The sequence below is a fragment of the Bacteroides sp. f07 genome (genome assembly GCF_042854785.1).
Classification (GTDB): Bacteria; Bacteroidota; Bacteroidia; order Bacteroidales; family Bacteroidaceae; genus Bacteroides.
The window spans coordinates 639515-659274 of the sequence record NZ_BAABXI010000001.1; the positions used below are offsets into that span (position 1 = coordinate 639515).

16 protein-coding genes are annotated in these 19760 nt (G+C 38.1%); 11 read left to right on the forward strand and 5 right to left on the reverse strand.

Annotated features, from left to right (window positions below):
* Positions 1 to 573: 573 nt before the first annotated feature.
* The gene (locus ACGHVY_RS02595) at positions 574 to 3348 is read right to left on the reverse strand and encodes an AAA domain-containing protein (RefSeq protein WP_390596942.1); all 2775 of its coding nucleotides are present in this window, start codon (positions 3346 to 3348) and stop codon (positions 574 to 576) included.
* A 263-nt stretch (positions 3349 to 3611) separates the two neighbouring features.
* Between ACGHVY_RS02595 and ACGHVY_RS02600 the strand changes: the two genes are divergently transcribed.
* The gene (locus tag ACGHVY_RS02600) at positions 3612 to 4643 is read left to right on the forward strand and encodes an alcohol dehydrogenase (protein WP_390596943.1); all 1032 of its coding nucleotides are present in this window, start codon (positions 3612 to 3614) and stop codon (positions 4641 to 4643) included.
* 57 nt (positions 4644 to 4700) lie between these two features.
* A complete protein-coding gene (locus tag ACGHVY_RS02605) occupies positions 4701 to 5507 on the forward strand; it encodes a TrmH family RNA methyltransferase (RefSeq protein ID WP_390596945.1) in 807 nt (268 codons plus the stop codon).
* Between the two features lie 18 nt (positions 5508 to 5525).
* Here the strand turns inward: ACGHVY_RS02605 and ACGHVY_RS02610 are convergent, their stop codons facing one another.
* The 4 genes from ACGHVY_RS02610 to ACGHVY_RS02625 form a co-directional block, all read right to left on the reverse strand.
* A complete protein-coding gene (locus ACGHVY_RS02610) occupies positions 5526 to 5939 on the reverse strand; it encodes a secondary thiamine-phosphate synthase enzyme YjbQ (protein ID WP_390596947.1) in 414 nt (137 codons plus the stop codon).
* Positions 5940 to 6525: 586 nt separating this feature from the next.
* Positions 6526 to 7293, reverse strand: coding sequence for a metallophosphoesterase (locus tag ACGHVY_RS02615; protein ID WP_390596949.1), 768 nt, complete (start codon positions 7291 to 7293; stop codon positions 6526 to 6528).
* A 15-nt stretch (positions 7294 to 7308) separates the two neighbouring features.
* Complete coding sequence (locus ACGHVY_RS02620; RefSeq protein WP_004328576.1) at positions 7309 to 7851, reverse strand: hypothetical protein; 543 nt, start codon at positions 7849 to 7851, stop codon at positions 7309 to 7311.
* 15 nt (positions 7852 to 7866) lie between these two features.
* Positions 7867 to 8451 carry a metallophosphoesterase gene (locus ACGHVY_RS02625; protein ID WP_004328577.1) on the reverse strand — a complete coding sequence of 195 codons (585 nt, stop codon included), beginning with the start codon at positions 8449 to 8451 and terminating at the stop codon, positions 7867 to 7869.
* Between the two features lie 504 nt (positions 8452 to 8955).
* Here ACGHVY_RS02625 and ACGHVY_RS02630 point away from each other — a divergent pair.
* From ACGHVY_RS02630 to ACGHVY_RS02670, 9 genes are all read left to right on the forward strand, one after another.
* The gene (locus tag ACGHVY_RS02630) at positions 8956 to 9162 is read left to right on the forward strand and encodes a helix-turn-helix transcriptional regulator (RefSeq protein WP_040293447.1); all 207 of its coding nucleotides are present in this window, start codon (positions 8956 to 8958) and stop codon (positions 9160 to 9162) included.
* 5 nt (positions 9163 to 9167) lie between these two features.
* Positions 9168 to 10589, forward strand: coding sequence for an RNA-binding domain-containing protein (locus tag ACGHVY_RS02635; protein ID WP_390596951.1), 1422 nt, complete (start codon positions 9168 to 9170; stop codon positions 10587 to 10589).
* 61 nt (positions 10590 to 10650) lie between these two features.
* A complete protein-coding gene (locus ACGHVY_RS02640; RefSeq protein ID WP_229034974.1) occupies positions 10651 to 11769 on the forward strand; it encodes an ABC-three component system protein in 1119 nt (372 codons plus the stop codon).
* Positions 11751 to 12155, forward strand: coding sequence for an ABC-three component system middle component 2 (locus tag ACGHVY_RS02645; RefSeq protein WP_004328581.1), 405 nt, complete (start codon positions 11751 to 11753; stop codon positions 12153 to 12155). Before ACGHVY_RS02640 ends, ACGHVY_RS02645 begins: the two co-directional genes overlap by 19 nt.
* Positions 12156 to 12160: 5 nt before the next feature.
* Positions 12161 to 13984, forward strand: a complete 1824-nt coding sequence (locus tag ACGHVY_RS02650) for a hypothetical protein (protein ID WP_234080167.1) — start codon at positions 12161 to 12163, stop codon at positions 13982 to 13984.
* A gap of 141 nt (positions 13985 to 14125) precedes the next feature.
* Positions 14126 to 14410 carry a helix-turn-helix domain-containing protein gene (locus ACGHVY_RS02655; RefSeq protein ID WP_176934452.1) on the forward strand — a complete coding sequence of 95 codons (285 nt, stop codon included), beginning with the start codon at positions 14126 to 14128 and terminating at the stop codon, positions 14408 to 14410.
* A 22-nt stretch (positions 14411 to 14432) separates the two neighbouring features.
* Positions 14433 to 17261 carry a type I restriction endonuclease subunit R gene (locus tag ACGHVY_RS02660; RefSeq protein ID WP_390596954.1) on the forward strand — a complete coding sequence of 943 codons (2829 nt, stop codon included), beginning with the start codon at positions 14433 to 14435 and terminating at the stop codon, positions 17259 to 17261.
* Positions 17262 to 17263: 2 nt separating this feature from the next.
* On the forward strand, positions 17264 to 18187 hold the full coding sequence (locus ACGHVY_RS02665; protein ID WP_390596956.1) for a DUF5655 domain-containing protein: 924 nt from the start codon (positions 17264 to 17266) through the stop codon (positions 18185 to 18187).
* 6 nt (positions 18188 to 18193) lie between these two features.
* Positions 18194 to 19747: a type I restriction-modification system subunit M gene (locus tag ACGHVY_RS02670; RefSeq protein ID WP_390596958.1), complete on the forward strand. Its 1554-nt coding sequence runs from the start codon at positions 18194 to 18196 to the stop codon at positions 19745 to 19747.
* The last annotated feature ends 13 nt before the right edge of the window (positions 19748 to 19760 follow it).

Here is a 19760-nt window from a genome sequence, read left to right on the forward strand (position 1 = left end):
TTGTTTTTCATTATATATCAAAATATAGAATTTGTATTGTTGTTAAGTTGAATTTAAGATGGATAACAGTTTCTACTTTATAATGTCCTGTACCATTTTTGAAGAATATGACAAGATTATAAAACATAGGAGAATGCTCCGCCTTTCTTTCTGTCTTTTCCGCTGAACTATCTTATTATTTCGTATAGTTGCTTTTCAGTAGTTCTTTCAATTCGTGATAAATGGCTTTTCTATATATCTATATGTCCTAAATATAATTTAACCATTTTTACAGTAAGGTGCAAATGGTTGTTTACGTTCATTATTTTTGTTTAGGTAACGAAAATATTTCTTTATTACAGAAATGAAACTGTAGTAAAAAAAAGAGACTTGTTGTTTCACCCAAATCATGCGAAGCTCAATATGTTTTTCCATTTGCACATTGTTGCTTTGTTAGTCAAAATTTGAGAATCAAGTGTTTTTATTTCTTTTGTGAGTTTTAGGTGTTTAAATTGCTTTTATACTTAAAACGTCTGCTGTCGTGTTGATTTGAATAAGAGAATGTACGTTAAAATATAATTTGAGATGGTATTCCTAATGTAAATGTAATACTTCACTTAACTTATCTCCAATAATTTTCTTTTCATTACTACCAATAGTAGACAATCTCACCAACGGAATACCATACAACTCCAATATATGATCCTTCTTAACATCACGTTCCGCCTGCCTTGTCCCAGATTTATGATACGTATAACCGTCCGTCTCAATAGCCAATACCGGTTGTTTGCTCACACGATTATAAATCAGAAAGTCGATATGGGTATTAATATTTGCAGCATATTTGCTCTCTTCAGCATTTAGCAGAGAATAGTCTTGAATCAACATATAAAGAGGTAAATGGCAAATGATATTCAAATGACGCATATTGATGTTCTCTTGCAGGATGTCTTCTATCAAGGCAAAGGTAAGATTCTCGGAATCATATTCGGATATTTTCTTATGTTTCTTTAAATAGGCGATTCGGGCATCCGTATATTGTTCGTATAGATAATCGAATATGGAATGAATCTTACTGGCGATGACTGTACCGTTATTGTATTCGATGTAGGCAATCAGGTCGCTGATATTACAATCTTTGGGCTGTTCGTTTCCTGATACGACCAGATAGAACTGCTGTTTGGCCCGGGAAACTGCGACATTCAGCAGATTCGGATCATCGGAAAAGGACGTGATGGTGTCATCGACCGTAGTCATAATGATAGCATCCTTCTCTCTTCCCTGAAACTTATGGACTGTTGCTACATCAATACTTTCTTCAAGTGCGGATTTAACGGCATTTACCTGCTTGTTATATGGGGCAATGACACCTATTTCATCCGTATCATAGGATAGGGCAGGTAACACTTCTTCTTTGATAACATCTATTTCCCGTTGATTCAGATGGCTGCGGGAATGGTTGCCTTTGGCGGTTCTTATGGCACGGATTACGTCCTTTTCTCCTTTATCACGTGTCATGATAACAAGATTTCCGCCATAAAATTTCTGATTGCAGAAGTTGATGATTTTAGGGTGGCAACGATAATGCTCCCGTAATAAAGTCTGCGGTACATTCGGAATCACTTTGCAGACAGATTGCAGGAAACTCATACGGGCACAATCATATTCTGCCTTAATCAGACATGCGTTGGCGATAAAGTCCAGTTTTTCCTTATCTTCTTCCGTGACTACATTGGGGAGCTGCATAGTATCGCCGACAATGATTGCATTTTTAGCGCATGACAATGCCAAAGCACCTGTTTCTACCGAAACCTGTGAAGCTTCATCCATAATCAGATAATCATATACGGTATCCCGATGCAGGCTACTTAATGATGAAAATGTAGTGCTTAGTATAATCGGATACTCCTTCTGTACTTCCCGCCAATTATCTTTCAGGTCTTCTAAAGTAAAGACTGGTTTGTCATGATTATTACCATAAGTATGGAATAACTTGTTTTTCAGATATTTCATCGATGCATCAGCCATTTGCTTAGCCATTTCCACCGCATCTTTGTTGGCTAGTTCCTTTTCTAATGTATCTATCTCAACTTCCAGTTCTGAATGTTTTGTCTGGTAGAATAAGATTTGGAAGTCAGCGATAATCGAGGTCATCTCCCGCTTATAGAAATTCTTGTCGGGGATTTCACAAACCGTTTTACTTTTGAATCTGAAGAACAGCCATTTCAACCGTTGTATAAAAGCTGAGATTCCTCGGAAACTTGATGTCTGCTCTTTTTCCGCAAATTGTTGACATTCGTTCCATAAGTTCAGAAGAGCGGCAGAATTGGAGTTTCCGCGTAGTTTTATAGCAGATTCTTTAGTGCCGAATTCTTGCAGGTAATGCTGCCATTCTATTTTCAAGGTTTGCATTTCCTGTCTTGCCATGGCAAGGCGTTCCTGTTTGGAAAATATGCTTTTGAGTTCTTCCGTTTGATGATGTATCTTATCGAGAAACAAGGGCTGATCGGCTTCCGCATTATGCCACGATTCGAAATTCTCCGGATATTGTTTTTCTTCTTGAGTCTCTATGAATTTCTCTTTGTTGGCTGTGCTGCCGAGCAATGCAACGATAAATCCCATATCGTATTTGGATAACTTCTCAAGTACATTTACAATGGCGGAGTTATTATTAGATACAACCTGAACAGTTTTGCCACGTACTAGAATATTAGCGATAATGTTCAGGATAGTCTGCGTCTTTCCGGTTCCCGGCGGACCTTGTACAACACTTATCTGGTTCTCAAAAGCTGTCTGGACTGCCTTTTGTTGGCTGGCATTACAACCGAAAGGGAAAATTAGGGTCGATGTATTTTGAGTCTGCAATTTATACTTTTGAGGATTCAAATATACGGCAATAGCCCTGTCGTCCGCGATAAAGTTTATCTTTTCATATTGTTTAGCCAGTAGTTTCGTACCGTCGTCAGCTTTCAGTTCATTCACCTCCGCTACTTTTTTCAAATATCCGAATATGTCTTTTGAACAAGTTTCTGTCAGGCATGATTTTATGATTTGTAATTTTTTACCTTTGTAATCATACTCTTTCCCATTTTGGAAACGAATATGCCAGTAACTTTCCGAACCGCTCTTAAAAACGGATAGTGTCTCGATGTTTGATAAAGTTCTCTCTTTAGTGGCTATTTGATAATTGGCAGGATCCGGTTTGTCAGGATGAGTCAGCCAGATAACATTTTCTTCTTTGTAAGAATAGACGCTGGAAGAATTTCGGAATATGATGCTGTAATTACCGTTATTATTCTGGCAACTCTCTATTTCGGTAGTCTTGATTTGACCTTTTATGATAATGAGATTTTCGGAAGTGTCTATCATAGGCTTATGGACGGATGTGATTAACTTGTGCTGATGTTCTTATTATTTATCGGTTATTTCGCAGCTAAAAGTAAGAGTAATTTCTTGAATACCCAAAATAGAAGCAGAAAAAATGCAAAACTACTTTATCAGGTCGTTTATTGCTATTGGGCAGGTAGAGGTTTCGTTTCATATAGCCGAACGTGATAATAAGGTCTATGTTTTACTGATGAAATCATTATCTTTGCAAGGGAATAGAGCTATTAATTAACAAAGAGGATATTATGCTTACATACACATACGTTGAACACGGAAAATTTGAATTACGGGAGAAGCCGAAACCGGAAATAATAGATTCACGGGATGCAATCGTGCGAGTGACTCTTGGCAGTATTTGTACCAGTGACCTTCATATCAAGCACGGTAGTGTGCTGCGTGCCATACCTGGAACGACAGTCGGGCATGAGATGGTAGGTATTGTAGAAGAGGTAGGGGCTGATGTCACCTCTGTCAAGCCCGGAGATAGGGTAACAGTGAATGTCGAAACTTTCTGCGGAGAGTGTTTCTTTTGCAAGCGGGGATATGTCAACAACTGTACCGACCCAAATGGCGGTTGGGCTTTGGGTTGCCGCATTGACGGTGGTCAGGCAGAATATGTCAGAGTTCCTTATGCTGGCCAGGGACTGAACCGTATTCCTGATACAGTCAGTGACGAACAGGCTTTGTTTGTGGGCGATGTGCTTGCGACAGGCTTTTGGGCGGCCCGTATCTCAGAGATTTCCGAAGATGATACTGTGCTTATTATTGGTGCCGGGCCTACCGGAATCTGTACTTTATTGTGTGTGATGTTGAAGAAACCGCGGCGTATCATTGTCTGCGAAAAGTCTCCTGAAAGAATCCGGTTCGTACGTGAACATTATCCTGGCGTATTGGTAGTGAAACCTGAAAACTGCAAGGATTGTGTGATTCAAAACAGTGAGCATGGTGGTGCTGACGTTGTTTTGGAGGTGGCTGGCAGTGAGGATACTTTCCGCTTGGCGTGGGAATGTGCCCGTCCCAATGCTATTGTGACTATTGTAGCTCTTTATGACGAGCCGCAACTGCTCCCTTTGCCTGATATGTATGGCAAGAACTTAATTTTTAAAACTGGCGGAGTGGACGGCTGTGATTGTGCCGAGATTCTTAATCTGATTGAGGAAGGCAAAATAGATACTACTCCTCTTATTACACATAGACTTCCATTGAGTGAGATTGAGGAAGCTTATCGTATATTTGAAAATAAGTTGGACGGAGTCATTAAGGTAGCCATTTATTAATGACCCGTTGCGTGAATGAAACGATTGTATGTCTAATTGAAAGTTATAAGCAATAGTATGCCTGTTATCGAAATATCATCCTTATCCCATCCCGGAGTTGAGGTATTCAGTACTTTGACTGAAACTCAGTTACGTAACCGCACCGAACCCGACAAAGGTATTTTTATAGTAGAAAGTCCGAAGGTTATTAAAAGAGCTTTGGATTCCGGTTATGAACCTTTAGCTATTTTGTGTGAGCGTAAACATATTATCGGTGATGCTGCCGAAATCATCGAGCGTTGCGCTAATGTGCCTGTTTTTACCGGTAGCAGAGAATTGCTTGCTACGCTGACCGGCTATGTCCTGACACGTGGCGTTCTCTGTGCCATGCGTCGTCCTGCTCCACGCAGTATGGAAGAGGTATGCCGGGATGCCCGGCGTATTGTAGTAATAGACAGTGTGGTTGATGCAACCAACATCGGTGCTATTTTCCGTTCGGCTGCCGCTCTTGGAATTGATGCCGTATTACTGACGCGCACCTCTTGCGACCCGTTAAACCGCCGTGCGGTCAGGGTATCTATGGGCTCGGTCTTCTTTTTGCCTTGGACTTGGATGGATGGTTCTCTCGGTGACTTGGGGAAATTGGGCTTTCGCACGGCTGCTATGGCACTTTCGGATGATTCTATTTCCATTGATAATCCTGTCTTAGCGAATGAATCAAAATTGGCTATCATAATGGGCAACGAAGGGGACGGACTTTCGCACGATACGATTGCTGAGGCTGACTACGTAGTCCGTATCCCTATGGCGCATGGCGTTGATTCGCTCAATGTGGCTGCTGCGGCTGCTGTTGCCTTTTGGCAACTTCGTGCTCCACAATCCTAAGATGAGTAAATCAAGTAGCTATTCTCCGCTGATAGTTGCCACAATCCGTCGATTGCCACCATAATCCCGGAATTCACAGAGATAGATGCCTTGCCAAGTTCCGAGATTCGGCTTTCCATTTGTGATGGGGACTGTGATTGACGTGCCTATGATTGAACTTTTTGCATGAGCCGGCATATCGTCATCTCCCTCTAAAGTATGTTGATAATATGGTTCACGTTCTTTCACCAAATGGTTGAAAATGCTTTCCATATCAACGCGAACATCAGGGTCGGCATTTTCGTTAATGCTCAATCCGGCAGAAGTATGTTTGATAAACAAATGCAATAATCCGACTTTGGGTAATGGTGGCAGATTATGTAATATCTCTCCGGTTATAAGATGAAAGCCACGTCTGCGTGACTGTAATTCAAATTCTACTTGTTTCCACATATTATTTAGTTCTATATTTCAGGCACTGTACTTGTAGTCATATGTTGATAAGTAAAAGTACGATTGATGTTAGAATTCTACTTTCCGATGCAACATATTAGACTAATTGACTACCAATAGTTTGAAACTTAAACGGTAGGAAAGTCTGATTTTGCTCTTTATTCTTCGCTGAACTTTTGCAAAGATAATGCGTTTTTCCGGTACAAGGAAAACAAATGAAAAGACTTTGATAAAAAAGGTGGTTTTTGGTGCAAATTTGCCAGCTGTGCTATGAGGTTTACGGAAGATTATGTATAGAATTTCATTGCTGGCGAAAAGAAAATAATACCAGTAAGTAAGCTAATTTTCTTCTCTCCCTCTATTTGATTTAACTTTATTGCCCGTGTATATAATAACGGTCATTAAAGTCAAGTTGAGAGTGGAGACATATCTTTTTCTTTTGGCAAGCAAAAATTCAGTTATTGGAAATTTTCGAATAACTGAATTTTTAAAGCCCCAACATATCATATAATATACAAAAAGGAGCATTTTTAGTTACTATATGATATATTGAGGCTTTAGCGTATTGCTGACGAGTTCATGCCTTTTACAAGACAAGGCACTTGCCCGGATTAAAACCATTGGCGATATGTTCGTTCTCAAAAACATATCCCATCTGATTGCAAACTACCTTTGTTCCGTTTATCTCAGCATCAATGTTGGTATGTGAATGCCCATAAATCCATGCATCAATGCGACTGTCGGCAATAAGCCTACTCAGTTCAGTTGCAAATGCACTATTCAACACAGAACCTTTATGGTGAGATGCAACAACCTCCAATGTGGGAAGATGATGCGTTATTACCACAATGTGTTTGGCGGTGGTTTCCACCAGACTTTGCTTGATGAAATCCAAACAGAAGTTGTGCATCTGATTGAATTCCTCTGTTTGGAGCAATTTGCCATTATACATTATCTGCCGAAAGTCGTTCATGCCCTTCCACACAAAATACTCGTCAGATGGAGATATTCGAGACCACAAAGTGCTCATGATAAAGTCGGTATCATCAATCCGCACTACTTGATTCTGATAATATCCTACATTGTTCTTGAACAGCCATTTCCATTGCAATCCCTTGTCCATTACATCACAATAATTGTAATACTCATGGTTTCCGGGCACAATGAGCACCTGACGATAATTCGCAGATGCCCATTCCCAAAAGTTAGCCAAAGGCGCGACCTTGTTTTTCAAATAGAATATATCTCCGGCAAGAACCAGAACATCGCCCGTCGCAGGCAATTCATTATGCTTCAACCACCTGCTGTTGTCGCTGAACTCCAAATGCAGGTCACTCATATATTGTATCTTCATAATCTATTTATGTTATTAACTTTTTGTGTAAATCAGTTCATAATACTCTGAATTTGATTCGTTGTTTATGATACTGCTACAGAAAGCAAATTTGTTGTACAAGTATTGGTAGTGTTCGAGTTCTTCTTCTTCAAAATTTATTCTTTCATAGCATTCGTCTATCTCCTTGCTGATTCTACCGTACAAATTGACATTTGCTTTGGATATACGGACTTCCAACTTGGCTATATCTTCTTTATTTTTAGCAATAGCATTTTTGTAATTATCAATCTCTTCTTGGTAGAAATAAAGAATCTCATCAAGCAGGCCTTTGGTTAGTATACTCGGAGAAGGACTCCATGGAAGTATCGTCAACTCTCGGCTTGGAGTAGTGCTAAGATAAAACAATTTACATCCCAAAGACTTGGTGACTTGTTTGTTATATTCATCAATCTCTCGATTAACTTTCATTAAATCTTCCTTGGATAACTTTTGATATTCCTCATACGAAGGATGCTCTTTGTACTTCAACAAAGGTATCTCCTTGCATCTTAAATAAATGGTAGTATATTCACTCATTGTTAATCTTCCTTATCATTTATTCTTATTAAATTGTCCCACTTGATTTTCAATTATTCTCTTCACTTGTTGAAATGAAACAGGGGTAAAGTTGTTGTTATCTACTCCCACATCATATTGCGTTGGATAGAGATACTGAAGCCGGGCAGCATCTATTCCGGTGTTGTTCTTTCTTGTGTGAACGTGTCCGAATAGTTGCCACACATCTTTATATCCTCCATCAAAGCATAGAAAGGGATAATGATTCAAATATATCCTCTGTTTGCCAATTTCTATGTGCATCTGCATTGCCACATGTTCAAATCTGTCAATGTAGCCTTGGCGTATATTCTTCAAATCGTGATTACCCATAATCAGATATATCTTTCCGTTCAACCTGTCAAGGATTTTAGTCCATTCGGCTGAACCGCCAAGACAGAAATCTCCCAGATGAAACACGATATCATCCTGCCCGACTGTATTATTCCAATTGGAGATTATAGTCTCATTCATCACTTCCACATCCTTAAACGGTCTGTTGCAGAAACGAATGATATTCCCATGATAAAAATGGGTATCGGATGTAAAGAACACCTTACTGCCATCAAATTTATAGTTCATTTCTTTGCAATTTGTGTGCATCACTGCACGTTAATAATCCGGTTACCAACAGCCCATCAGACGGAAATGGCAGAAGAGCATCACAAAGGCGACTGTCACAAATGGGCATACAAACTGAATAGTTGGAAAGTTTGGTAAGGACTCTCCAACTATTCAGTTTCTTTTCTCTCATAGTACAATAATGTACTCGTTATGTTCGCTGGAAAGTATTTGCTCTACGAGGTTCAATGCATGAAACATGAACACTCGACACGGATTCAGTGCGTTTGTTGCTCTGAATTGTGGTTGTTATTGAAAATATGTTCATTCTGTTTCTTTGCATTGTTAATGTTTTATTGTCTTAAAAGCAATGCAAAATTAGCAAATAAATTCCATTCTCACATCACTTTTCATTAAATTCTTTTGCCAAAACACTATGATATAGGATTTTATTTTTCAATCATGCTCGCAAACCAAATAAAATATGTAGCTTTGCATTTGACGCAATTTATAATTGAATATAATATGGCGAATTTGAATTGTATAAAGGCTGTATTAGCTGAGAAAGGCATTATGAGTAAGTGGCTTGCTAAAACTTTGCAGAAAGATCCGGCAACGGTGTCAAAGTGGTGCAACAATCATTCGCAACCTGATTTATACACATTGGCGCGGATAGCAGAAGTGCTGGATGTGGATATTCACAGATTGATTTGCCATACAAAAGAAAAATAGAGGATATGAAATATACAATAGAAGAAATACGGCAGATGCAGGAAGGTCAGACTTTTGACTGTAAAAGTATCCTAATTGAGCCTAAACACCTTGCCACTATCATAGTCGCTATGGCGAATGCAGATGGTGGAATGATTGCTGTGGGTATATCCGATAAGACTCGCAGAATAGAGGGTGTTAACCAGGACAAGGAACATCTCAATGATATATTGCGGACACCTTTGGACTTTTGTGTTCCATCAGTTTCTGTCACTACGGATTATGTGCCTTGTACGGATGCTGAGGGACGTGATAACCGTGTATTGTTGATGCACATCCCTGCAAGTCCGCGACTTCATGCGAATCAAGCCGATGAAGTGTTTTGGCGTATAGGAGACAAATCACGCAAACTGACTTTTGATGAGCGTTTGCAACTTATGTACGACAAAGGAGAACGCTATTACGAGGATTCCACAGCATACGATGCCACGCTTGATGATATAGATATGGATGCAGTCAAAGCCTACATGAAACGGATTGGCTATGGCAAGTCTGCAATGGAATATCTGCAAGAGAACAAAGGTTTTGTGACCTATAAAGGTGATGTGCCGCAAGTCAGTGCAGCTTGTATATTGCTTTTTGGCAAGCATCCTCAGACATTCTTTCCTCGTGCAAGAGTGCGTTTTATCAAATATTTCGGCACAGAGGAAAAGGTGGGACGTGAAATGAATGTCATCAAAGATGTTACTTTCGATGGTCGTATTCTTGAACAGATCCAGAAAACTGTCGAATATCTTGAAACGCAGGTCAAGGAGCATTCCTATCTCGGAGAGGACGGCATCTTCAAAACCGACCGCGAATACCCCAAGTTTGTAATACAAGAGATGGTGGTGAACTCCGTTTGCCATCGCGATTACAGTATTAAGGGCACGGAAATTCAGATAAAGATGTTCGACGACCGTCTTGTGTTCGAAACACCAGGCAAGTTGCCGGGCATTGTTCGCACTGACAATATTCGTCATACCCATTTCTCTCGCAATCCGAAAATTGCGGAATTCCTCAAAGCATATGACTATGTAAAAGAGTTCGGAGAGGGAGTTGACCGTATGTGCCGTGAGTTGTCGGCATTAGGTGTCAAAGAGCCGCAATACAACTTGGTTGCCTTCATCATGAAAGCGACTGTATGCGCCAATGTTTTGGAGGAATGGCAAGAAACTACCAAGTCCGACCAGAAGCGACCAGAAAGCGACCAGAAAAGCGACCAGATGAGAATTATACTTGAATTGATAAAGTCGAATCCTAGTATAAGCAGAACTGAAATATCTGAAAAGACAGGGCTTCATGATAGTAGTGTAAAACGTCGCTTAAAAACACTTGTGGATGAAGGATTGATTCAACGTGTTGGTCCAGATAAAGGTGGGCAATGGAAAGTGATAGGTTCTCTTTAAGGAAATAGAGGATAGAAATAAATTAACTGAAATATCAAGTTTAATTTTTATTTATGCCTATATGAGTAATTTGGATTCATTAGTACTTGAGCCTATTGAGCAACCTTTATCAAACACCCCAAATATGTTAAGTAATGAAGATAGGGTTCTTTGTAATATGACTCCATTACAAAGACTTTATAGTATTGATGAAGATACATATGAAGAACTGGTATGCGTATGGGCATATTCCTGTTTGGGCAATAAAGGATATACTGAAGTATACCGAGTCGGTCAGGCTGGGGATAAAGGGCGTGATGTTTTGGCATATTATGATAGGGTAAAAGGCGCATTTGACTTATATCAATGTAAACAATATAAATCAGCACTAACCTATAGTGACCTGTGTGGAGAAATGGGCAAATTATTGATATATACTTTTAATAACACCTATCCGATACCACAGAATTATTATATTCTTTGTCCCAAAGATGTTAGTCAGTCTTTCGTTGATTTGCTTAGCAATAATGGAAAAAATCTTAAAATTAAGCTGAAAAACGACTGGGAAACTGTGATAAATAAAAAAGTTGGTACTAACTGGGTAGCATTAAATGAGGAATTATCTACTTATATTGATGAATTTAATTTTAATATTATAAAGAAAATAGAGCCGATAAAGTTTATTGATGAGATACGTCAAAGTCCTTATTATTTCTATTATTTTGGAGGTGGATTTAATATGATTAAACGTACTCCTCTTCAAGTACCACATTCTCCAATAAACACAGAACGTAATTATATTCAGAATCTTAATGATGCCTATTCCGAACATGCGGGTCATATTATAAATGTTATAGATGATGATAATGCAGTTGTAAGTAAATATCGAAAACATTTGGATAGAGCTAGAATATCGTTTTATGAATCGGAAGAAGTAAAGATTGCAAGTAGAAAATCCACTGCTCCAGATTCTGATGAATTTAATGATTTAGTAACATCTATAGAACGATATATTGGCAATGAACTGGATGATGATTATCCTGATGGTTTTACAAAAGTAAAATCAGTTGAAAAAAAGGCAGGAACTTATAATATGCCGACATCAATGCTGATTTCTCATTTAGTAGATAGTAATGTATGTGTTGGTGTGTGTCATCAACTTTCAAATGAAAATAGAATAAAATGGACTGTAAACGAATAAAGATACTTGATGGCGTCTTGGATGTCTCTTTGAGGGTGTTATTTATATTGTCGGTATATAATAAATCGATGGAAAAAGAACGTATTGTTGTATACGACTATGTGTCATGTAATAATGATTGGAAGAATCATCAGTTTACGTATGTTGGACTTCAAAAAACAATCAATGATTCTTTGCATCTGCTGTTGGCTAAACAATTAATAGTTTGCAAAATAAATCAAAATGAAAATATGTATTTGCTGAGTAATATAGGAAATGCTTTGGTTACAGAGTTGGCAACAGAAGTATATGCAGTAAAACTATATAAAGCAATACACCAAACTGATATCATCTTGCATGATATTGCGAAAGAGCAATTGCTGTCATATATTAATAGCCAAATTTGAGATTCATGATGAATAACAATGGATTATATATAAAAGAGTTTGAGGCTCGTGGGGAAAATGTATCAACATCGAAGTTGACTTTTCAGAAAGGGTGTAATGTTGTTCTAGGAAAATCTGACACAGGAAAAACGACATTATATTCAATAATTGAGTTTGTATTAGGTAAAGGAAGTATAGATTTGACCTTACCTCCAGAGGGGGATGGTTATACAGATTTCTTACTTGAAATTCATACTTACGATGAAAGAGTATATACATTGAGGAGAAGCATAAATTCAATGTCTGTATATGTTTCTCCATGTTTGTTAAGTGAATATGATGGACAGCACAAAGAAACTGAATATAGTTGTCAAGGTTCTTCAAATATTAGTTTGTCTGATTTTTTGTTGTCAATTTCTAATGTCCCAACCATATATTCTAAATCTTCGGAGAGAAAGAATCCGACGAAAATATCATATCCAGCTATTCGTCACTTATGTATGATAGATGAAACAAGAGTTGCAGCAAAAGACAAATCTCCATTAGTCTATAACTCTGTTCCGAATCAGCAATGGGTTGAGAAAAACCTTATTGCATATTTGATGACAGGCGTTGATGATAGTGAATTTAGACCAAATGAAGATCCTAAAGATAAAAAATCTCGCATAAATGGGAAAATTGAGTATTTGACTCAAACTCTTAAAGAGGCAGAATTAAAATTGGAATCTTTGGGCGATGTTGGATATATTTCATTAACTGATGATAGCTTTATTGATGTTTATAGAAAGAAATTGTCAGAGGTTGCTTCGGAGGAGGAAGCTTTGTATAATAAGCGAGAACAAATTTTAGAAGAGGTTAGGATATATGAGACGGAAAAAAAGAAGTTACTTCATCTTATATCAAGGCTGAATAATTTAAAATCTGATTACGAAGATGAAATGAGTCGGTTGCAATTTATTAATGCTGGAAATTCTTTGGTGTCTCAGCTGAAGGATGTAGATTGTCCATTATGCGGTTCAACAATAGCGCATCACATGATTGCCAATATTTCATCATCAGAATATGCTGAAGCAATACGAAATGAATACAATGAAATATATTTTAAGCATCAAGATCTAAATGTTTTAATATCAGAAAAGGAAAAAGAGATAGAATCTATATCTGCTAATATTGAAGAATATTATGCCAAGATACATATAGTTGATATGTCTATATCCTCTCTTCATCCGAACATAGAAGAACTAAAAGAAATTTTGTCACGAGCGGAAGTGAATTTAAGTAAAAAATTTATGCACGCGGAATTAGAGGAAGATATTAAAACTAAAAAACAATTAATAAATAAGCTTCAAGAAGATTTAAAGGAGATTAAGAGTGATAATAAAGAGCAACGGCGGGATATTTCTCCAGAATTTCTTTCTCTAATACAAGAAAATCTTGTGTTGTGGAATTTTATCGATAAGGATACTGAAGTTAATTTTGATTATAGAAAATTCGATATTCTTATCGGTGAACGTCATCGTTCTAGTTACGGAAAAGGGAATCGTTCTATAACTTTTACTGCAGTAATGATTGCATTGTTAGATTATTGTTATAATCAAGAACGTGCTTTTTCTCGTCTTCTTATTATTGATTCACCTCTTTGTACAAAGTATGGAGATAAGATTGTTGCGGAAGATAAAGTTGCTTTAGGAACTATAGATGCTTTTGCAAAATATTGTGATACAAAAGAATGGAATTTTCAATTCATTGTGATAGATAATAAGTTTACTGAAAAAATAGATATTAACGATTTAACCAATATCAATTTCATAGATTTGGAATCTCAAGGAGGTTTGTTTGTTCATAATTGATTATGATGCAAAAATTGACTGTGCCTTAAGGTAATAATCTAAGAGCCCATTCGTTGATTAACAACCTGAAAGTTGTGTTATCTCAATTATTTATAGTACCTTTGCCTACAAAATAGGACAAAGGTATTTTTGATTCATACAATGGCTGAAGAAAAGATAGACAACACTTTAGGAGAAGTAAAGAATATAATGGAAAACAAAAGAGAAGATTGGGTTTGCCATTCGCAGGCTATAGCTGCAGCTATGTCGAATCGAATGGAGCTGCTCGGTATGACTCAAAAGGCGTTGGCTATGAAGATGAATTGTTCGCAGCAGTATATTTCCAAAGTTCTAAAAGGACGGGAGAATATGTCATTGGAAACTCTGTGCAAGATTGAAAAAGCATTGGATGTCAAGATACTGAATAGCAATATAAAAGTAAAGTAACCACTCATAATAAGGCAAGAATATGTCAACACAAAGCGAAGCGGCATTGGAAGCCGGACTGATAGCCACACTCCGACAAATGGACTACGAGTATGTTCAGATTGTCGAGGAAGATAATCTTTATGCCAATTTCAAGCGGCAGTTGGAGATTCACAACCGCAAACGATTGGAAGAGCACGGACGTACTGAGTTTACGGCAGAAGAGTTTGAGAAGATTCTAATATACCTTGAAGGTGGTACTCGCTTTGAAAAGGCAAAGAAACTTCGTGACTTATATCCGCTTGATACGGCTGATGGACAGCGTATATGGGTGGAATTTCTAAATAGGCAGCAGTGGTGTCAGAATGAATTTCAGGTTTCCAACCAGATTACGGTGGAAGGACGTAAAAAATGCCGCTATGATGTGACGATTCTAATCAATGGTTTGCCACTTGTGCAGATTGAATTGAAACGTCGTGGCGTGGAACTTAAACAGGCATACAACCAAATACAGCGTTATCACAAGACTTCGTTTCATGGATTGTTTGATTATATCCAACTGTTTGTCATATCCAACGGTGTTAATACTCGCTATTTTGCCAATAATCCAAATAGTGGGTATAAGTTCACATTCACCTGGACAGATGCTGCCAATCATCCGTTCAATGAATTGGATAAGTTTGCCGTATTCTTCTTGGAAAAATGTACGCTTGGCAAAATCATAGGAAAGTATATTGTGCTTCATGAGGGCGACAAATGCTTGATGGTACTTCGTCCTTACCAATTCTATGCGGTAGAGAAAATTTTGGATCGTGTACAAAACTCCAATGATAATGGTTATATCTGGCATACAACAGGTGCCGGAAAAACATTGACCTCATTCAAGGCTGCACAACTTGTATCAGAATTGGATGATGTGGATAAGGTGATGTTTGTTGTTGACCGACATGATCTTGATACCCAGACTCAATCGGAATACGAAGCATTTGAACCAGGGGCTGTAGATAGTACTGATAATACGGATGAACTAGTGAAACGGCTTCAAAGCAACTCCAAGATTATTATCACTACTATTCAAAAACTTAATGCGGCAGTTAGTAAGACGTGGTATAGCAGCAAGATTGATGCTATACGTCACTCACGTATCGTGATGATATTTGATGAGTGCCATCGCAGTCATTTTGGGGATAGTCATAAGAAGATAATGAAGTTCTTTGACAATGCCCAAATATTCGGTTTTACTGGAACACCTATTTTCACCGAGAATGCTGTTGATGGACATACCACGAAGGAAATATTTGGAAACTGTCTCCATAAATATCTTATTAAAGATGCAATAGCGGATGAAAACGTACTTGGCTTCCTTGTGGAGTATTATCACGGCAACGAAGTGGTTGACAACGGCAATCAAGCTCGTATGGAGGAAATCGCCAAATTTATCCTTAACAATTTTAACAAATCTACATTCGACGGAGAGTTTGACGCATTGTTCGCCGTGCAGTCTGTTCCTATGCTTATACGCTATTACAAGATTTTCAAATCGTTGAATCCTAAAATCCGTATAGGTGCAGTATTTACATACGCAGCCAATAATAGTCAGGATGATGAACAGACCGGCATGGGTACAGGGCAGTATGCAAAAGAGAGTGTGGGTGAAGCGGATGAACTGCAAGCCATTATGAACGATTATAATGAAAACTTCGGCACATCTTTTACCACGGAGAACTTCCGTGCTTACTATGATGACATCAATCTGCGCATGAAAAAGAAGAAGGCGGATATGAAATCGCTTGATCTTTGTCTTGTTGTGGGTATGTTCCTTACAGGCTTTGACAGTAAAAAGCTGAATACGCTCTATGTGGACAAGAACATGGAATATCATGGTTTGCTGCAAGCGTTCAGCCGAACCAATCGAGTATTGAACGAGAAGAAACGTTTTGGTAAAATAGTTTGTTTCAGAGATTTGAAAAACAATGTTGATACGGCTATTAAATTGTTCAGCAACTCTGATAATCCTGAAGATATAGTACGTCCTCCGTTTGAGAAAGTAAAGCAGGAGTACGAGAGTTTGGCAACTGATTTTCTGCAAAAATATCCAACACCAAGTAGTATAGACTTCCTGCAAAGTGAAAATGACAAGAAGAATTTTGTGCTTGCATTTCGAGACATTATCCGTAAACATGCAGAAATACAGATATACGAAGATTACAGCGAGGATGCTGAAGACCTCGGCATGACTGAACAGCAGTTTAACGATTATAAGAGTAAATATCTTGATATTACAGTCGGGTTTATTGATCCACCTGCTGCACCGTCAACTGTTGCGGAAGATCCTGTTCCATACGGGAATAACCAAGGATTGGAAGATATTGATTTCTGTCTTGAACTCTTACATAGTGACATTATTAATGTGGCGTATATTCTGGAACTCATTGCGGAACTAGACCCATATAGTGATGATTATTCAGAAAAACGGAAGCATATCCTTGATACAATGATTAAGGATGCCGGAATGCGAAGCAAAGCAAAACTCATTGACGGCTTTATTCAAAAGAATGTAGATGAAGACAAGGAAAACTTCATGAATGGGCGCAATAGAGCCGATGGAACAAATGAATTAGAGGAACGTCTGAACCAATATATTGTGTCAGAACGTAATAAGGCAGTGACTGATTTGGCTGCTGAAGAACAGATTTCAGCTGAGGTGCTTAATCATTACATGAAGGAGTATGACTATTTACAAAAAGAGCAGCCGGAGATTATACAAAAGGTATTGAAAGAGAAACATCTTGGTCTTATCAAAACCCGAAAGGCTTTGACGAGAATAATGGAAAGACTGCGTAGTATTATAAAAACGTTTAATTGGGAATAAGGATGTCAACATACAAAATAAATAATGAGCAACTAACGCTTATAAAAGAGAAGCCATTTAAGTTGGAGAAGGAAATTCAAAACATCGTTGAAAGGAATCTACAGACGTTGCTTGGGCTTGATTTCATCAAGACGGAATTTTCTATTGGTTCTTTCCGTATAGACTCTTTGGCTTTTGATTCAGAGAAAAAATCCTTTGTTATATTAGAATATAAAAGAGATAAGAATTTTAGTGTAATAGACCAAGGTTATGCTTATCTATCCCTGATGTTAAATAACAAGGCTGAATTTATTTTAGAGTACAACGAGTCTAAATCGGGAGTACTCAAACGAAACGATGTGGATTGGTCTCAGTCAAAGGTATTGTTTGTTTCACCTAATTTTACAACTTATCAAAAAGAAGCTATCAATTTCAAAGATTTGCCTATAGAACTATGGGAAATTAAACGTTTTACAAATGATATGCTTTCCTTTGAACAGATAGTAAACCGTTCAAGTAAGGAAAGTATTAAAACGGTCTCTAATAGTGAGACAATAACAACGGTAAGCAAAGAAATTAAAGTATATAGCGAACAGGATCATTTAGAGAACATTGAAGATGATTTTCTCAACATCTATACGGAAATCAAAGAGTTTTTGCTATCATACGGAGAGGATATTACAATATATCCAAAAAAGAAAACTATAGGTTTCAAAATAGGAGGAAAGGTATTTTGTGATATAGTTATGCAAAACAAGGGAATAAGACTGTTTCTCAATGCTAAGAAAGGAACACTCAAAGACCCAGAAGGTATTACTCGTGATGTGTCAGAAGTTGGACATTGGGGAAATGGGGCATATGAAGTTCGTTTCCCATTGAAAAACGATGCAGAAATAGATTATGTTTTTAACTTGTTGCGTCAAACAATAAATAAGAATAAGGAATAAGATAATATGAGCGAAGAATTACAACAGAAACTCCGTGACCAGCTTTGGGAGGTCGCAAACCGTTTGCGAGGTAATATGTCGGCAAGCGACTTTATGTATTTTACATTAGGTTTCATCTTCTATAAATACTTGTCAGAGAAAATAGAAAAATACGCCAACAATGCTTTGGCAGATGATGATATAACCTTTAAGGAATTGTGGGAAATGGAGGATGCTGATGCTGTGGAACTACAGGAGGAAGCACAAAACCAATGCCTGGAGAATATCGGTTATTTCATTGAGCCCAAATTTTTGTTTTCGTCAGTAATTGAAGCTATCAAGCGAAAAGAAAACATTTTACCTATGCTTGAACGCTCGTTGAAGCGTATCGAGGACAGTACTTTGGGACAGGACAGCGAAGATGATTTTGGCGGTTTGTTCTCAGATATTGACTTGGCTTCGCCCAAATTGGGCAAGACAGCTGATGATAAAAATACGCTCGTTAGTAATGTGCTTCTTGCATTAGACGATATAGATTTTGGATTAGAGGCATCGCAAGAGATTGATATATTGGGTGATGCTTACGAATATATGATTTCACAGTTTGCTGCAGGAGCCGGAAAGAAAGCCGGAGAATTCTATACTCCGCAGGAAGTCAGCCGTATCTTGGCAGAAATCGTCTCTATAGGACATCAGCGTTTGCGCAATGTCTATGACCCTACTTGCGGTAGCGGCTCGTTGTTGCTTCGTGCTGCAAGTATTGGCAATGCAGTAGATATTTACGGACAGGAAAAGAATCCGACAACCTACAATCTTGCTCGAATGAATATGTTGCTTCACGGCATTAAGTTCAGTAATTTCAAGATAGAAAACGGTGATACACTTGAATGGGATGCCTTTGGCGACACCCAATTTGATGCTGTTGTAGCAAATCCTCCGTTCTCTGCCGAATGGAGTGCTGCCGACAAATTCAATACCGATGACCGTTTCAGTAAGGCAGGAAGACTTGCACCACGCAAGACAGCCGACTATGCTTTTATCCTGCACATGATTTACCACTTGAACGAAGGTGGTACGATGGCTTGTGTTGCTCCGCATGGTGTACTATTCCGAGGAAATGCAGAGGGAGTGATCCGTCGTTTTCTCATAGAAAAGAAAAACTATGTGGATGCCATTATCGGTTTGCCTGCCAATATTTTCTATGGTACGAGCATCCCGACCTGTATTCTTGTATTCAAGAAATGTCGCAAGGAGGATGATAATATCCTTTTCATTGATGCCAGCAAAGAGTTTGAAAAGGTCAAGACACAAAACAAGCTTAGGGAACAGCATATTCAAAAGATTGTTGAGACCTATCGTGACCGTAAGGAAATAGAAAAGTATAGTCATCTTGCCTCTCTTCAAGAAATAGCCGAGAATGATTACAATTTGAATATTCCTCGTTATGTTGATACCTTTGAAGAGGAAGAACCTATTGACATCAAGGCTGTAATGGCCGAAATCAAGGAGTTGGAAGCCAAGCGTGCCGAACTCGACAAGGAGATAGAAGTGTATTTGAAAGAGCTGGGATTGGTAGAATAGTGCAGAAAAGTAA